Source organism: Paraconexibacter antarcticus, from assembly GCF_024220175.1.
GTDB classification, from domain to species: domain Bacteria; phylum Actinomycetota; class Thermoleophilia; order Solirubrobacterales; family Solirubrobacteraceae; genus Paraconexibacter; species Paraconexibacter antarcticus.
The window spans coordinates 4,275,729-4,289,002 of the sequence record NZ_CP098502.1; the positions used below are offsets into that span (position 1 = coordinate 4,275,729).

Annotated in this window: 13 protein-coding genes and 1 tRNA gene; 7 read left to right on the forward strand and 7 right to left on the reverse strand. The window is 74.9% G+C overall.

What is annotated here, in order from left to right; genetic code table 11:
* Window positions 1-72: 72 nt before the first annotated feature.
* On the forward strand, window positions 73-285 hold the full coding sequence (locus NBH00_RS20905; RefSeq protein WP_254570512.1) for a hypothetical protein: 213 nt from the start codon (window positions 73-75) through the stop codon (window positions 283-285).
* A gap of 24 nt (window positions 286-309) precedes the next feature.
* On the opposite strand, the gene NBH00_RS20910 is transcribed toward NBH00_RS20905, so the two are convergent.
* From NBH00_RS20910 to NBH00_RS20920, 3 genes are all read right to left on the reverse strand, one after another.
* The gene (locus tag NBH00_RS20910; protein ID WP_254570513.1) at window positions 310-1,191 is read right to left on the reverse strand and encodes an NAD(P)-dependent oxidoreductase; all 882 of its coding nucleotides are present in this window, start codon (window positions 1,189-1,191) and stop codon (window positions 310-312) included.
* Between the two features lie 116 nt (window positions 1,192-1,307).
* Window positions 1,308-1,517: a hypothetical protein gene (locus NBH00_RS20915; RefSeq protein WP_254570514.1), complete on the reverse strand. Its 210-nt coding sequence runs from the start codon at window positions 1,515-1,517 to the stop codon at window positions 1,308-1,310.
* 69 nt (window positions 1,518-1,586) lie between these two features.
* Entirely contained in the window at window positions 1,587-4,412 is a 2,826-nt protein-coding gene (locus NBH00_RS20920; RefSeq protein ID WP_254570515.1) for a helix-turn-helix transcriptional regulator, read from the reverse strand.
* 45 nt (window positions 4,413-4,457) lie between these two features.
* Between NBH00_RS20920 and NBH00_RS20925 the strand changes: the two genes are divergently transcribed.
* Window positions 4,458-4,667 carry an AMP-binding protein gene (locus NBH00_RS20925; RefSeq protein ID WP_254570516.1) on the forward strand — a complete coding sequence of 70 codons (210 nt, stop codon included), beginning with the start codon at window positions 4,458-4,460 and terminating at the stop codon, window positions 4,665-4,667.
* Window positions 4,668-5,288: 621 nt separating this feature from the next.
* Here the strand turns inward: NBH00_RS20925 and NBH00_RS20930 are convergent.
* Window positions 5,289-5,377 (reverse strand) — tRNA-Ser (locus NBH00_RS20930).
* Between the two features lie 99 nt (window positions 5,378-5,476).
* Between NBH00_RS20930 and NBH00_RS20935 the strand changes: the two genes are divergently transcribed.
* Complete coding sequence (locus NBH00_RS20935) at window positions 5,477-6,325, forward strand: nucleotidyl cyclase domain-containing protein (protein ID WP_254570517.1); 849 nt, start codon at window positions 5,477-5,479, stop codon at window positions 6,323-6,325.
* Between the two features lie 112 nt (window positions 6,326-6,437).
* The gene (locus NBH00_RS20940) at window positions 6,438-6,989 is read left to right on the forward strand and encodes a hypothetical protein (RefSeq protein ID WP_254570518.1); all 552 of its coding nucleotides are present in this window, start codon (window positions 6,438-6,440) and stop codon (window positions 6,987-6,989) included.
* 100 nt (window positions 6,990-7,089) lie between these two features.
* Here NBH00_RS20940 and NBH00_RS20945 read toward each other — a convergent pair whose 3' ends face one another.
* Together NBH00_RS20945 and NBH00_RS20950 are read right to left on the reverse strand one after the other, a co-directional pair.
* The gene (locus NBH00_RS20945) at window positions 7,090-8,310 is read right to left on the reverse strand and encodes an MFS transporter (RefSeq protein ID WP_254570519.1); all 1,221 of its coding nucleotides are present in this window, start codon (window positions 8,308-8,310) and stop codon (window positions 7,090-7,092) included.
* Window positions 8,311-8,374: 64 nt separating this feature from the next.
* Entirely contained in the window at window positions 8,375-9,835 is a 1,461-nt protein-coding gene (locus NBH00_RS20950; RefSeq protein ID WP_254570520.1) for an ammonium transporter, read from the reverse strand.
* A gap of 204 nt (window positions 9,836-10,039) precedes the next feature.
* Here NBH00_RS20950 and NBH00_RS20955 point away from each other — a divergent pair, with 204 nt between their 5' ends.
* Both NBH00_RS20955 and NBH00_RS20960 read left to right on the forward strand, forming a co-directional pair.
* The gene (locus tag NBH00_RS20955; RefSeq protein ID WP_254570521.1) at window positions 10,040-10,651 is read left to right on the forward strand and encodes a TetR/AcrR family transcriptional regulator; all 612 of its coding nucleotides are present in this window, start codon (window positions 10,040-10,042) and stop codon (window positions 10,649-10,651) included.
* Window positions 10,652-10,661: 10 nt separating this feature from the next.
* Entirely contained in the window at window positions 10,662-11,189 is a 528-nt protein-coding gene (locus tag NBH00_RS20960; RefSeq protein WP_254570522.1) for a nuclear transport factor 2 family protein, read from the forward strand.
* Here NBH00_RS20960 and tadA read toward each other — a convergent pair.
* Window positions 11,186-11,617, reverse strand: coding sequence for a tRNA adenosine(34) deaminase TadA (gene tadA, locus NBH00_RS20965; RefSeq protein ID WP_367401352.1), 432 nt, complete (start codon window positions 11,615-11,617; stop codon window positions 11,186-11,188). The genes NBH00_RS20960 and tadA overlap by 4 nt on opposite strands.
* A gap of 163 nt (window positions 11,618-11,780) precedes the next feature.
* Between tadA and NBH00_RS20970 the strand changes: the two genes are divergently transcribed.
* On the forward strand, window positions 11,781-13,265 hold the full coding sequence (locus tag NBH00_RS20970; RefSeq protein WP_254570524.1) for a S8 family serine peptidase: 1,485 nt from the start codon (window positions 11,781-11,783) through the stop codon (window positions 13,263-13,265).
* The last annotated feature ends 9 nt before the right edge of the window (window positions 13,266-13,274 follow it).

Genomic DNA, 13,274 nt, shown 5'->3' on the forward strand with positions numbered 1-13,274 from the left:
GGATCTCGACGGGTGCTTGAACACGTGTCCAAACGGATGTACAGTGGCCGGACCCGTTCACAAGGAGCCACGATGCGCCCTCCTCATCCACGAGCTCGCCTGAAGCCCGTCCCGCTGTCCGCCGACGAGGCGGGGGCCGAGGCCCGCGCCGAAGCCACGTTCCTGGCGCTGGCGCTGCGCGGGGCGCTGGACGGAGAGCCCACGCCCCCGTACCCCCCGCGCGGCCGGAGCGGCGAGACCGTCGCGGAGTTCCTCCGCCGCGTCACCACGTCGGCGGCGAACTGACGGCCGGCCAGGGTCGCCGCCGGGTCAGCGGTCGGGGCGCGGCGGGGCCGGGCCGGCCGTCGTGAGGAAGGTGGCCGCCATGTCCTTTTCGCCGTGCGTCTGCGCCCCGGCGTCGAGCCGGGCGCGCACGGCCTGCAGCACGGGCATCTCGATGTCGCCCTGACGCGCCGCGTCCACGACGAGACCGGCGTCCTTCGCGGCGAGCGCGAGCGCGAAGGCGGGCGGGAAGTCCCGCTCGAGCATCGCCTTGCCCTTGGTCTGCAGGTACGGCATGTCGAGCGGTCCGCCCGCGAAGGCGTCGAGCACCATCGCGCCGTCGAGGCCGAGCCCCTCCGCGAGGGTGAGGGTCTCGGCCGCACCGGCCACGACGGCGAGCAGCCAGCTGTTGCAGGCGAGTTTCAGCCGGCTGCCCGCCCCGGCCTCACCGGCCCACAGCGTCCGCGCGCCGACGAGGTCGAACACCGCCTGCGCCCGCTCGTGCGCGGAGTCCGGCCCGGAGGCGAGGACGAGGAGGGCCCCGTTCTCCGCGGGCTGCTTGGTGCCGAGCACCGGGGCGTCCACGAGGACGACCCCCTGTTCCTCCGCGAGCTGCTCGCAGCGCGCGGTCCCGTCGAGGCCGATCGTGCTCATCTGCAGCCACAGGTCGGCCTGGCCGAGCGCGGTGCCGTCGACCGCCTCGAGCACGGCGTCGGCGTCACGCAGCATCGTCAGGACGATCGTCGCGCCGCGCACCGCCTCCTCCGCGGTGCCGACGACCTCCACCCCGTCCGCGGCCAGCGGGTCCGCCTTCTCCTGCGTCCGGTTCCACGCCCGCACGCGCATGCCCCCGCGGGCCAGGTTGCGCGCCATCGGAAGGCCCATCGTCCCGCCGGCGCCGAGGACGGCGATCGTCTCGTCGGTCTGCATCTCGCTCTCCAGTCTGGTCGGTCGCGTGGTGGCTACCCGAGCCGGCGCAGCGGCAACCGCGGAGCCCGGACCGTGCTGCCGGCCGAGGTGCCGACCGCCTCATGCCGCCACCGGGATCAGGCCGTGGCGTCGCCGTACGGCCGCGGCCCATCGACGGTCTGCTCGACGAGCAGGTCGTCGATCACCGCGTTGAGCCCGATCCAGCCGGTGAACTGCCTCGCGGGGGCGTTGTCGGTGGACACCTGCCCGGTGAGCGTCTCGCCGCGGCGCGCGACGACGAGGTGCATGTGCACGGCCAGGGCCCTCACCGGGTCGGGCTCGGTCATGGTCGTGACGCTACGGGGAGCACCCGGCCGCCGACCATTGGGGGACCCCCTAACGTGCGGCGGCGCGCGTCACCGGCCGGACGACGGGCGCCGGCGCTCGACCCCGAGCGCCGCCCCCAACTCGCCCCGAGCCCGGATCCCGAGCTTGCGGTACGCGCTCGACAGGTGCACCTCGATGGTCTTCGGGCTGAGGAACAGCTGCTGGGCGATGTCCTGGTTGCGGCGTCCGGCGGCCGCGAGCTCGGCGACCCGCCGCTCGCTCGGCGTCAGCGCGTCCGGGCCGCTCCCCGAGACGGCGCGCGGGCGCCCGCCGGCGGCGGCGAGCTCGTCCCGGGCCGCGCGGGCGATCGGCGCAGCGCCGCACCGGAGGGCCAGGTCGTGCGCATCGCGCAGGTGCGCCCGGGCCTCACGCGGTTGCCCGCGGCGGCGCACGGCGCCGCCGAGCGCGAGCAGCGCCCGCGCGTGCTCGAGCCGGGCCAAGGGGCCGCCGCTCAGCGCGACCGCCTCCTCGAAGTCCTCCACGCGGCCGGTCAGCTCCCCCGTCAGGGTCAGGGCGCGGGCGATCGGTCCCGGGGTGCCCCAGCTGCGCGCCAGCTCGAGCTCCTCGGTGGCGGTCGCCATCGCCTCCTCGCCGCGCCCGAGGCCGGCCAGCGCCGCGGCGCGGATCGAGCGCCACGGGTACCAGGCCGGGTTGCGCACGGTCTCCAGGCGGGCGCGCACGCCCTCGAAGCCGTCCAGCGCCTCGGCGTGACGCCCCTCGAGGACGAGCAGACGCAGCTCGCGGCAGCGCACGTGCAGCTCGCCCTCGGTGGTCGGGCGGTGCCGGCCGGGCACCGCGTCGATGAGCTCGTGCGCCCCGGCCAGGTCACCGCGCTCGATCAGGATCTCGGCGAGGAGTCCCAGCGACGCCGGTGACGCCGTCTCGGTGCCCGGCCCCCACCGTCGCGGCCCCTCGATCGCCATCCGCATCGCCGCCTCCGCGCCGGGCAGCTCACCGCGGCGCAGATGCAGCATGGCCTGCCAGATCGCGCCGGCGATGACCGCGTGCACCCTGCCGACCTGCTCGGCCTCGGTCTGCCAGGCGTCCCAGAAGTGCTGCGCCCGCTCGTCATCGGCCAGGAGCAGGACGGTCGAGCCGATCATCGCGGTCAGCAGCCCGTTCTGCGTGAAGACCGGTCCGGATCCGGCCGGCGCGTCCAGCAGGAGCGCGCTCGCCGCCTGCGCGACGCACGTCTCGGCCGGCGCTCCGGCGAGGGCGAGCTCCCAGGCCTGCACCGCCATGAGCATGCGCCCGCGCGCACCGGCCGGGACCGGCGTAGGCGCCGGCGCCGGATCGGCGTCGGTGAAGCGACCCGCCCAGCGCTCCACCGCCACCAGCGCGGCGGCCGTGTCGCTCAGACCGGGGGGCAACTCCTCGCGCGTCCGCCGTGCGGCGGCGATCGCGTCGGCCGGCCGATCGAAGACGAGCAGGCGCGTGATGAGCTCCCCGACCCAGGCGCGGCGCGCCTCGTCCGCGAGCGAGCGCCGGGCTGCCTCGAGGTGGCCGACCGCCGCGGCGGGGTCGAGCGCCCCCTCGGCCAGGCCGACCTGGAGCTGGAGCTCGGGGTCGGCGTCACCGGGCCGTTCGGCGAGGGCCCGGCGCAGGAAGGTCAGGGCCGTCTCGACGGCGCCGCGGGCCGCCGCGTCCGCCGCCGCGGACCGCAGGACGGTCACGATCCAGCGCTCGCCCCGCGGCGCAGCAAGCAGCAGGTGGGCGCCCACGACGTCCGCGTCGGCGGCCCGCGCGTGCAGCAGCTCGGCCGCGCGCGCGTGGCGCCGGTCGCGCGCGTCGGGCGTCAGCTCCGCGTAGACCGCGTCGCGGACGACCGGGTGGACGAAGCCGAGCGGCGGCTCGGCGTCGAGGATCTCGGCCTCGATGAGCGCGGCGACCGCCGGGGACACCGCGCCGTCCTCGACCTCGGCGAGCTCAGCGATGAGCGGGCTCGCCGCGCCCTCCCCCAGGATCGCGACCGCCTGCGCCACGGCGATGGTCTGCGCGCCGAGGCGGCGCAGCCGGACGAGCGCGATCCGCGCGACGGCCGAGGGCCCGACCTGGTCGACCATCTCGACGTTCGCGTCGTCGGGCGCGATGCCCTCCGCGCGCAGCGCCCGCAGCAGCTCGACGAGCAACAGCGGGTTGCCGGAGGTCGCCCGCCAGCAGGCCTCCGCGAAGTGCGCCGCCGGTCGTACGCCCAGCAGCTCCTGGGCGATCAGGCCGGCGGCACGGGCGGACAACGGCGCGGGTCGCAGCCGCGACGTCGCCGGTGCCGTCGTGATGTCGGCGAGCAGATCGCTCTCGTCCGGCCGGCCGCCGAGCACCACGAGGACGGGCACGCCCTCGATCCGGCGGACGAGGTACTGCAGGTAGTGCAGCGACGGACGGTCGACCCAGTGCAGGTCGTCGACGACGAGCGCCAGCGGACCTTCCGTCGCGGCGTTGACGGTCAGCCAGTACAGACCGCCGAGCGTCGTGAAGGCGTCCGGATCGACCGCGGCATCCGGCCGGAAGACGCTCGTGGCCGGCGCCGCCGGACCCCGCATCCACCCCACGGGCTCGGGGCCGAGCAGCGCGGACTCGAACAGCTGACGCACGACGCCGTAGGGATGCTCGCGCTCGATCTCCCCGCCCCGGGCCGGCAGCACCCGCAGCCCCGCGGCGTCGAGCAGCCGGCGGGCCTCGGCGAGCAGACGGGTCTTCCCCACGCCCGGAGTGCCCTCGACGAGCACGACCCGCCCCTCGCCGGCGGCCGTCGCCGCGATCGCGTCGCCGAGCGCGGAGAGCTCCGCCTGCCGGTCGAGCAGCGGCAACGCCGTGCGCTGCGCCCCGGTCGCAGCTAGCGTGCGAGCCGCCTCCATCGCCCCGCGCACCCTATGTGAGCGCGCGTGGGCATCTTGCGCCGAATGCACCCCGACGTCATCGCAAAGACCAATCCCGACCGGCTCGCCCTGATCACCGACGACGGCCGGACGCGGACGTACGCACAGCTGACCGCTGCCGCGTGGCGCATCGCGCGGCTCTTCCGCAGCCTCGGCCTGCAGCCGGGCGACCACGTCGCGCTGTCGCGAAGTCCGCCAGCGGGCGGGCGCTGTAGAGGATCTCGATCTGCGTGATCGCGTAGAGGCACAGCTCGCCGTAGTCCAGCAGGCCGGGGCTCCACGCACCCACGCGGACTTGTCCAGCAGGATCAGCGCCGCGCCCCGTCGCCCAGAGGCTCGTCGACATCGACGAGCCGGGCCGCGCGCTCGAGCCCCGCGCGCTGACGCTCCTGAGGTGCTTCAGACCGGCGAGCTCGTCTCGGAGCGCCCGGCCACCGGCCTCGGTCAACCGCAACAGCAACGTCGGCGATCGGTCACCTCCGGCCACGCCCGCCGCGAGATCGAGCAGCTCAGCGGTCTGCCCCGTGTCCGTCACGGTGTATCGCGGGTAGGTCGTCGGCACCCGATCAGTGCAACACCGAGATAGGCAAGGTGCGACACCAAGCGGCGCCGTCTCGAGAACCGTTGTGCGCCGCACCCCGTTTCGGCCCGCCCGGGGGCGCACCGGCGACGCTCACCGCCGGTCTTACCGTGGCAAATGGCCGGCGTCAGGGTGGTGACATCCGGGGATGCTCTCGGGAAAGACATGCGCGAAAACATCGCCAAATCCCACCGAGCCGCGATACGTCGCCGAACTATGGCAGCTCCCGAAACTCGGCGCAGAACGACCAAACGCCCGCAAAGTGGGCCCTTTAGCGGAGAGACAGGGATTCGAACCCTGGGTACGGCTTACACCGCACAACGGTTTTCGAGACCGCCCCGTTCAACCACTCCGGCATCTCTCCGTGGCCAGCACGCTGGCGAAGCGGGAAGGGTACCGAGTCGGGCGTCCCGGCGCGTGGGAGCGGGCACGCGCCAGCCGGGATCGTCATCCTTGGGCGCGCATGGCTGACCCCCGCGAGCGGCTGACGGCACACCTGCTCGACCTCGGCATCATCGAGGCCGGGGACGTCTCCTCGATCGACACGCTCGTGGCGCTCGCGCGGGACTCGAGCGGCGTGCATCTCGAGGAGCACGACATGCTCGGGATGGCGCAGGCGCTGGGGCGGGCCGCGGACCGGGTCGGGGCGGCGGGCGCCGACATCGCCGTACGGCGGCTTGACCACCTGCCCACCGACGAACGGCCCGCGGCCGCGGAGGCGTGGATCACGGCCGTCATGCCCGTCGTCGTCGCGACGTTCACGCTCCTGTGCGAGCGGCGGGCGCGGCAGATCTCGCGCCGGCGCCTCGGGGCCGCGGCGGAGGGACGCCACGCCGAGCCGCCGGTCGCGGTCGCGTTCGTCGACCTGCGGGGGTCGACCGCGTTCATGCTGGACCGCTCGCCGCAGGAGATCGCGGAACTGACCGACGTGCTCTACGCGGTCGGCCAGGAGGCCGCCACGCACCACGACGTCGCCGCCGGCAAGTTCCTCGGCGACGGGGTGCTGCTCGTCTCGGCGGACACGGCGCGCCTGCTCGCCGCGGCCCGGGAGGCCGTCGCGTCCCTCGCACAGCGGACCGAGCTACGGGCGGGCGCCGGCGTCGCCTGGGGCCAGGTCATCCGCCGCGCGGGCGACTGGCACGGGCCGCCGGTGAACCTCGCCGCGCGCCTCGCGGAGGTCGCGGCGGCGGACGAGATCCTCGTCGACTTCACGGCGATGGATCGGCACGACGACGCCTCGGCGACCTGGCGGGACATCGTGCCGCGCGGGGTGCCGGAGCCGCGGCGCGTCGCGGTCTTCACCTCGCGCTGACACGACGGGGCGACATCCGGCACAATGACGCCGTCCGTGCGGTCTGCCACGATCGCCGTGACATCTGACGGGGGTCAAGGTCATGTGGGGGAAACGCAAGAGCCGGTCGGCCGTGCGACGCGTGGGTGTGGTGCTCACGTGCCTCGCCGTGGTCGTCCTCGGCGCGACCGCGCGAGTGGCATCCGCCGACCCCGGCGACCAGGTCGTCACCCTGCGCAGCACCTTCGAGAAGCAGCACGCGACGGCCTCGTTCACGGTCCCGGCCAACTGGGCCATCCGGGCCCGGTCCTCGTCCGCCACGCTCACGGCGCCCTCGAGCCGCGGGGGCTGCAGCCACGTCATCACCGCCGACCTCAACGCGCTCTACGTCGCCCCGACGACCACCTCCATGGCCTGGGTCCGCTCGCGCCTCAGCGACAAGGGCCGGCTCGTGGCCGCCTTCCCGGGCCTGCTGAGCTGGGGCGCGGCGAGCGTACCGGGCTCGCGCACGGCCGACGGCGTCGCCGCCCAGATCACCGGCTCCGGGCGCTACGGGCCGATCATGACCGAGGTACGGCTGGAGGGGACGCTCGTCCGCGGCTGCCCGGCCAACCAGGGCCCGAAGCTCGCCAAGCGCCTCGCGCGGATGCTGCCCGGCGTCGGCATCACCGCATCCCGGCGCTGACCGCTCGCTGCCAGCGGACCGGACCCCGGGAGCTTCCGGCCGCGCCCCACGCGCCGGCCCCGTCGACCACGACCCCCTCCGGCACCTCCGGCAGCCGGACCTAGGCGGAGGACTGCGCGGACGACACCGCCGGCACCGCGACGATCCGGCGGTGCTCGTCCAGCCAGCACCCGAGGGCGACGAGCGTGAAGCCGGCGCCGAGCGCGCAGACCGCGTCCCAGCCGCCGGCCGAGAACGCGGCGGCGCCCGCCGCCGAGCCCGCCGCGCCGAAGAGGAAGTTGTTGCCCATGTAGGCGGTCGTCACGCGGCTGCGCGCGTCGGGCGCCAGCGCGTAGATCGTCGCCTGGTTGAGGATGTTCTGCCCCTGGACCCCGAGGTCGAGCAGCACCAGGCCGGCGATGATCGCGACGACCGACGAGGTCCCGAGCGCGAGCAGGCCCCACCCGCCGAGGACCGCGAGCCAGAAGCCGAGCGTCGCCCGGTGCGTGAGGCCGCGGTCGGCGAGGCGCCCGGCGAAGCGCGCCGACCCCGCCCCGACGAGCCCCGCGATCCCGAACAGGCCGATGACCGCGTCGCCGTACGAGTACGGCGCGCGCGAGAGCAGGAAGGTGAGCGTCGTCCACAGCGTCGAGAACGTCGCCATCCCCATCGCGCCGTACGCCATCCGGCGCCGCAGCGCGCCCTCGCGGCGGACGAGCGTCCCGATCGACCCGAGCAGCTGCCGGTAGGGCAGCGTCGACGGCGGCGCGACGTCGGGCAGCGCCCGCCACAGCGCCACGGTCAGGGACAGCATGAGCCCGGCCCCGACGTAATACACCGCGCGCCACCCGGCCGCGGACGCGATGAGCCCCGACACCGTCCGCGCGAGCAGGATCCCGATGAGCAGCCCGCTCATGACCACGCCGACGACGGAGCCACGGTCCTCCTCGTCGGCGAGCTCGCTCGCGAACGGGATGAGCACCTGCGCGACGACCGACGTGACCCCGGCGACCCCGACACCGAGCGCGAGCACCCAGAACGAGGGTGCGATCGCCGCCAGCAGCAGCCCGAGCGTCGTGACGAGCAGCAGCCGGCAGACCATGCGCCGCCGGTCGACGAGGTCTCCGAGCGGCACGATGAACACGAGGCCCGTCGCGTACCCGACCTGCGAGGAGGTGACGAGCAGCCCGGCGACCCCCGACGAGACGTGCAGCGCCCGCGCGATCGTGTCGAGCAGCGGCTGGGCGTAGTAGAGGTTCGCGACCGTGGCGCCGCAGGCGACAGCGAGGAGGCGCACGAGCCCCGGGGACAGGCGGGACGCGCGGGAGGCGGACGGGACCACCCGGTCAGGCTAGTGGCTCGCCCTGCGCCCGCCCGTCCCGCCCCGCCCCGTCCCGTCCCGTCCCTCAGCGCAGCACCGACACCGGGTCGGAGTCGGGCGCGAGCGCCGCCGCCCCGTAGAGCTCGGACGCCGGGATGAACTGCTCGGGGTAGCCGTACATGCCGTGCTCGGAGATGTCGAGCCCCTCGTGCTCCTCGAGCGCCGTGACGCGCAGGCCGTAGGTCTTCTCGATGAGCCAGAAGGCCGCGTAGGACGTCGCGAAGACGAACGCGAAGACGACGGCGATCCCGAGCGCCTGGCTGCCGAGCTGCGTGAAGGACCCCGTGTAGAAGAGCCCGCCGTGGCTGCCGCCGAGGTTGAGCTTCGCGAGGTGCGGCGCCGCGAACAGCCCGCACGAGAGCGCGCCCCAGACGCCGCAGATGCCGTGCGCGGCGAGGGCGCCGACCGGGTCGTCGACGCGCCGCTCGATCGCGAGGACCGCGTAGACGACGATGACGCCCGCGACACCCCCGATGATCGGCGCCGCCCACGGCTCGACGTAGCCGGACGGACCCGTGATCGCGACGAGCCCGGCGATCGCGCCGTTGCCCGCCATACCGATGTCGAAGGTCTTCGTCTTGCGGTGCATGACGATCATCGCCGTGAGCACGCCGGCGCTGCCCGCGAGCTGCGTGATGAGCGCGACGGTGCCGAAGCGGCCGTCGAGCGCGTTGAGCGTCGAGCCCGGGTTGAAGCCGAACCAGCCGAGCCAGAGGATGAGGACGCCGAGGCCGAAGAGCGGCATGTTGTGGCCGGGGATCGCGCGCGGGAGCCCGTCGGGCCCGAACTTGCCGCGCCGCGCCCCGAGCAGGAGCAGGACGGCGAGGCCCGCGGCCGCGCCGGTGACGTCGATGACGATCGACCCCGCGAAGTCCTGCACGTGGATGTCCGCCGCGAGCCAGCCGCCGCCGAAGATCCAGTGGGCGACGATCGGGTAGATCGCCGTGGAGAAGATGACGGCGTAGGCGACGTAGACGCCGAACTTGATGCGCTCGAGCGTCGTGCCCCAGACGATCGCGAGCGTCACCGCGCAGAAGGCGAACTGGAAGAGCCAGAGGACCTGGACGGAGACGCCGCCCACCCGCGAGGGCGACGCGAGCGCGAAGGCGCCGTTCAGCGGGTCGGACCCGAGGAAGAAGCCGTGCGTCCCGATGATCGAGCCGCCCCCGCCGAAGCCGATCGCGAACCCGACCGCCCACCAGCCGAGCGCGGCGATGGCGAAGTTCACGAGGATCTTCGCGACGACCGAGCCCGCGTTCTTCCCGCGCACGAACCCGATCTCGAGCATCGCGAACCCGGCCTGCATGAAGATGATGAGGACCGCCGCCAGGAAGACGAAGGCCGAGTTGATGCCGATGTGGTCGGAGACGAGGTTCACCGGGGTCGGGGCCTGGGTGGCGCCGTCGGCGAGGGCGGGCGGCGCGGCGAGCGCGCCGGCGAGCAGCGCGGCTCCGAGCGCCCGCGCGAGCGTCTTCTTGGACCTCATGTGCTGTGTCTTCTCCTGGCTGCGTGCCGGCGGTACGACCGTTGACCCTGCCCGCCGGCGCGACGGTTGATGCGGACCCATGAAGCCTTTGCGCCGGCCGCCTCCCCCACCTCATCCCGCTGGACAAAGATCGCGGTGGGCGTTTGTCCACGTGGAGTCCCCTCCCGGCCGCCCCCGCCGTCTGGAAGAGTCCGCGGCGCCCCGATGAGCCCCAAGGCCCGCCGACTCCCCGCCGAGCAGCGCCGTGAGCAGCTGCTCGACGTCGTCACCCGGATCGTCCTCGACGAGGGCTTCGGCGCGGTGTCGATCGACCGCGTCGCCCGCGAGGCCGGCATCGCCCGCACGGTCGTCTACGCGCAGTTCGGCAACCTCGAGGGGATGCTCACCGCGCTCGTCGACCAGGCGGCCGCGCGCGCCGTCGGGCAGGTCTCGGCGGTCATCCCGGAGCTGCCGGTGACCCGCGACCCCGACGTGCTGCTCGTCGACGCGGTCCGCTCCTTCACGATGCTCGTGCGCGATCACCCGCGGCTGTGGCGGCTCGTCCTCTTCCCCGTCGAGGGGGCGCCCCCGATCGTGCGACGCCGGGTGGCCGAGGGACGGGCGGCCGTCTTCGCCCTGCTCGAGCCGCTCGTCGAGTGGGGCGTGCAGGCGCGTGGCGGCCCCGAGGGGATCGACACCGAGCTCCTCGCGCGCGGGCTGCTGACGATGGGCGAGGACGCCGCGCGGATCGTGCTCGCCGACCCCGAGCGGTTCAGCCCCGATCGGATCGCGACGTTCACCGCCACCCTCTTGGGTGCGTTCGGTCGTCCGGAGTAGGCTGCGGCCAATGTCGCTGTCGCCCGCCGAGGTCGCCGCCCACGAGGAGCTCCTCGAGCGGCTGTACGCCGCGATGGACGCCGGCGACGGGGACGCGATGGCCGCCTGTTACACGCCGGACGCGACGTTCGAGGACCCGGCGTTCGGCCACCTCGAGGACGGCCGCGGCCAGGCGATGTGGCGGATGCTCTGCCAGAGCAGCGGCGGCGATCTCCGCGCCGTCCTCCTCGACCGCGAGGTGAGCCGGAACGGCACCGGCACCGCCCACTGGATCGCCGACTACACGTTCTCGCAGACCGGGCGCCCGGTCCACAACGACGTGCACGCGACGTTCGTCTTCCGCGACGGCCTCATCGCCGCGCACCGCGACCGCTTCGACCTGCGGGCCTGGGCCGGCCAGGCCCTCGGGCCGGTCCCGGGGCTGCTCGGCCGCACCCCACTGCTGCGCCTCCTCATGCACCGCCGCACCCGCAGCAGGCTCGACGAGTTCATCGCGGCCCACGACCGCCGCGGCCCGAGGACGCGGGCCGCGAGCTAACGCCGCGCGCGGAAGAACGCGCGCAGCAGCTCGGCGCACTCGTCGGCCAGCACACCGCCGACGACCTCCGGGCGGTGGTTCAGCGCGGGCTGGGCGAGGATGTCCAGCACGCTCCCGGCCGCCCCGGCCTTCGGGTCCGAGGCGCCGAACACGACGCGCGGCACCCGGCTGAGGACGATCGCGCCCGCGCACATCGCGCACGGCTCGAGCGTCACGACGAGCGTCGCGTCGAGGACGCGCCAGGAGCCGACGGCCGCGGCGGCGCGGCGCAGCGCCAGGATCTCGGCGTGGGCGGTGGGGTCCTGGGCGTGCTCGCGCTCGTTGCGACCGGCGCCGAGGACGGTGCCCACGGCGTCGACGACGACCGCCCCGACGGGCACGTCGCCGTGCGCCTCGGCCGACCGGGCCTGCGCCAGGGCGAGCCGCATCGCCGCCACGTCGGCAGGCGCCGGAGGGTCGGCCGCGAACAAGGGGGCATCGATCACGTCACCATTGTCCCCGCCACCGCGTCGAATGACCGTCACCGGGGTTCGAGGGGCGTGTCACACTGGCTCGCCAGGGTCGCCCCGCCGACCCGCTCCTGATCGCAACTTGTCCCTGCACCTCGCCTCCGGACGTGCCCGGGCCCGGCTCCTCGCCGCGGCGCTGCTGCCGTTCGCGGCGACGGCCCTCCTCTCCGCGCCGGCGGCGCACGCGGCCGACCCGTCGCGCCGCGTCGTCGTCCGCTTCAAGCACGACGTCGGCGCCGCCGAGCGGACGGCCGTCCTGCGGGCGGCGGGCGTCGGGTCGAGCTTCGCGGGCGCGGGCGGCGCGGTCGTCGGGCGGCTGCGCCGGGGGACGACGGCGGCGGCAGCGCTCACGCGGCTGCGGGCCGAGCGGCCCGTCGCCTGGGTCACGCCCGCCTACCGCGCGCGCATCGCCGGCTTCAACCCCGACGACACGGGGACGACGGGCCACGCGGCGGCCGCCGGCGGCTGGTCCGCGCGCCAGTGGGACTTCACCGGCCCGTTCGGCATCCGGGCGCAGGACGCGTGGAACCTCGCGCGCGCCGCCGGCGCCGACGGCGGCCGCGGCATCGTCGTCGGCCTGCTCGACACCGGCGTGGCCTACGCGGACCGCGGCCCCTACGTCCGCTCCCCGGACCTGCCCGCGGTCCGCATGATCCGCGGGCGCGACTTCGTCGGCTCCGACAACTTCCCGAACGACGAGAACGGCCACGGCACGTTCGTCGCGGGCGAGATCGCCGCCGCCGCGAACAACGGCTACGGCATGGTCGGCGTCGCGTACGCCGCGAAGATCCTCGCCGTCCGCGTGCTCGACCAGTACGGCGAGGGCTCCTCCTACCGCGTCGCGCAGGGCATCCGCTACGCGGTGGACCACGGCGCCCGCGTCCTGAACGTGTCGATCGAGCTGAGCGACGGGGTGCGCCCGGTGTCGCTCACGAGCGCGCCGGACATCCGCTCCGCGCTCGAGTACGCCAAGCGCCATCGCGTCGCGGTCGTCGGCGCGTCCGGCAACTCCGCCGTGGACAACGTCCCGGCGAGGAAGTACGGCTCGCTGTCGATCCAGGTCGGCGGGACGACGGAGCACGGCTGCGCAGCCGACTACTCGAACGACGGGCCGGGCCTCGACCTCATGGCGCCCGGCGGCGGGGACGACTCCCCGCTGCTCGGCGACGACGCGAACTGCAACCCCGGCGCGCCGCCCGGCCGCACGATCCGGCAGATCACCTTCCGCGCGAGCGACCCGGGCCGCTTCATCGTCCCGGGGGACTACGAGGGCACGTCGATGGCCGCGCCGCACGTCACCGGCGTCATCGCCCTGATGCTCGCCGCGAAGACGCTCGGGGACGACCCGACGCCGGCGCAGATCGAGAAGCGCCTGAAGGCGACCGCTCGGGACCTCGGCGTCCCCGGCCCCGACCGGGCGTACGGCGCGGGCCTGCTCGACGCGGCGGCCGCGCTCGGCGCCCCGAAGGCGCCGCCGTCCACGACGCCGCCGTCCTCCAACCCGGCGCCCGCGCCGACCGGGACCACCCCGGCGCCGGCCCCGACCGGCGGCCCGCTGCTGCCCTGAGCCGGCGTC

Excerpts from the sequence above, each read along its gene's own strand:
- NBH00_RS20920 (WP_254570515.1), bottom strand. The coding sequence starts at position 4,412 with ATGGAGGCGGCTCGCACGCTAGCTGCGACCGGGGCGCAGCGCACGGCG.
- NBH00_RS20925 (WP_254570516.1), top strand. The coding sequence starts at position 4,458 with ATGCACCCCGACGTCATCGCAAAGACCAATCCCGACCGGCTCGCCCTG.
- NBH00_RS20915 (WP_254570514.1), bottom strand. The coding sequence starts at position 1,517 with ATGACCGAGCCCGACCCGGTGAGGGCCCTGGCCGTGCACATGCACCTC.
- NBH00_RS20960 (WP_254570522.1), top strand. The coding sequence starts at position 10,662 with ATGTCGCTGTCGCCCGCCGAGGTCGCCGCCCACGAGGAGCTCCTCGAG.
- NBH00_RS20905 (WP_254570512.1), top strand. The coding sequence starts at position 73 with ATGCGCCCTCCTCATCCACGAGCTCGCCTGAAGCCCGTCCCGCTGTCC.
- NBH00_RS20910 (WP_254570513.1), bottom strand. The coding sequence starts at position 1,191 with ATGCAGACCGACGAGACGATCGCCGTCCTCGGCGCCGGCGGGACGATG.
- NBH00_RS20950 (WP_254570520.1), bottom strand. The coding sequence starts at position 9,835 with ATGAGGTCCAAGAAGACGCTCGCGCGGGCGCTCGGAGCCGCGCTGCTC.
- tadA (WP_367401352.1), bottom strand. The coding sequence starts at position 11,617 with ATGCGGCTCGCCCTGGCGCAGGCCCGGTCGGCCGAGGCGCACGGCGAC.
- NBH00_RS20955 (WP_254570521.1), top strand. The coding sequence starts at position 10,040 with ATGAGCCCCAAGGCCCGCCGACTCCCCGCCGAGCAGCGCCGTGAGCAG.
- NBH00_RS20935 (WP_254570517.1), top strand. The coding sequence starts at position 5,477 with ATGGCTGACCCCCGCGAGCGGCTGACGGCACACCTGCTCGACCTCGGC.